Source organism: Protofrankia sp. CiP1_Cm_nod3 (assembly GCF_982290655.1).
In genome coordinates, this window is record NZ_CEVIVD010000258.1 from 1356 (window position 1) to 2136 (window position 781).

The window sequence follows — 781 nt, forward strand, 5'->3', positions numbered from 1 at the left end:
ACGGATGACACTGGGCCCAGGCTGTGACCGGCTGCCGACCCTGCTGGTTTATTCAGGTGGCGCGGGTGAAGTCGAGGCGGGCGAGGTGGACGCGCTGCGGGCGACCCCCGACGGCCGTGTCGTCGGGATCGAGGTCAAGGCCGGCGCCACCGTCCGTACCGAGGACCTCGCCAACCTGCTCGGATCACGCTTCGTAGCCGGCTACGTGCTCTACACCGGCCAGCAGACCCTGCCCTCCGGCGACCGCCTCCGTGCCCTCCCCCTCGACGCCCTGTGGAACCTGACCCCCTGAGCCCTGAGCCCTGAGCCCTGAGCCCTGAGCCCTGAGCCCTGAGCCCTGAAACCAGACAAAACCGACCTCGTCGACACGCCAAACAGGCGAAACTTGTCGGACGGACGTTACGCCAGCCAGGACACCGGCCGGACCAACCCCGCAGGTAACCGTGTGGCTGCGTCCCCTTCCGCCGACTCGAGTTGCTTCTGGATCAGCCCCACCGCCTTGATGAGGTTCGCACCAGCCAGCGAAGCGTTCGTGAGGTCCGCGTCAGCCAGCCGGGCGTGAGCGAGAGTTGCCCTGTCGAGTCGGGCCCCAGCGAGGTTTGCGCCAGTAAGGTCCGCTCTTTTCAGCCACACTTTCACGAGCCTCGCCCCAGCCAGATCAGCACCAGCCAAATCCGCCCCAGCCAACCAAGCGTTAGTGAGATCTATACCGGCGAGTCGGGCCCCGGCGAGGTTCGTGCGGTTAAGTTCCGCTCCGCGCAGGTCGACACCAGACAGGTCG

2 protein-coding genes are annotated in these 781 nt (G+C 66.8%); one reads left to right on the forward strand and one right to left on the reverse strand.

Annotation, left to right across the window (positions count from 1 at the left end; all coding sequences use genetic code 11):
• The coding region (locus AC5LUJ_RS23860; protein WP_493465833.1) for a DUF4143 domain-containing protein at nt 1-292 on the forward strand (292 nt) is incomplete at its 5' end.
• Between the two features lie 107 nt (nt 293-399).
• Here AC5LUJ_RS23860 and AC5LUJ_RS23865 read toward each other — a convergent pair.
• Nucleotides 400-777, reverse strand: a complete 378-nt coding sequence (locus AC5LUJ_RS23865; RefSeq protein WP_493465836.1) for a pentapeptide repeat-containing protein — start codon at nt 775-777, stop codon at nt 400-402.
• Nucleotides 778-781 lie beyond the last annotated feature (4 nt).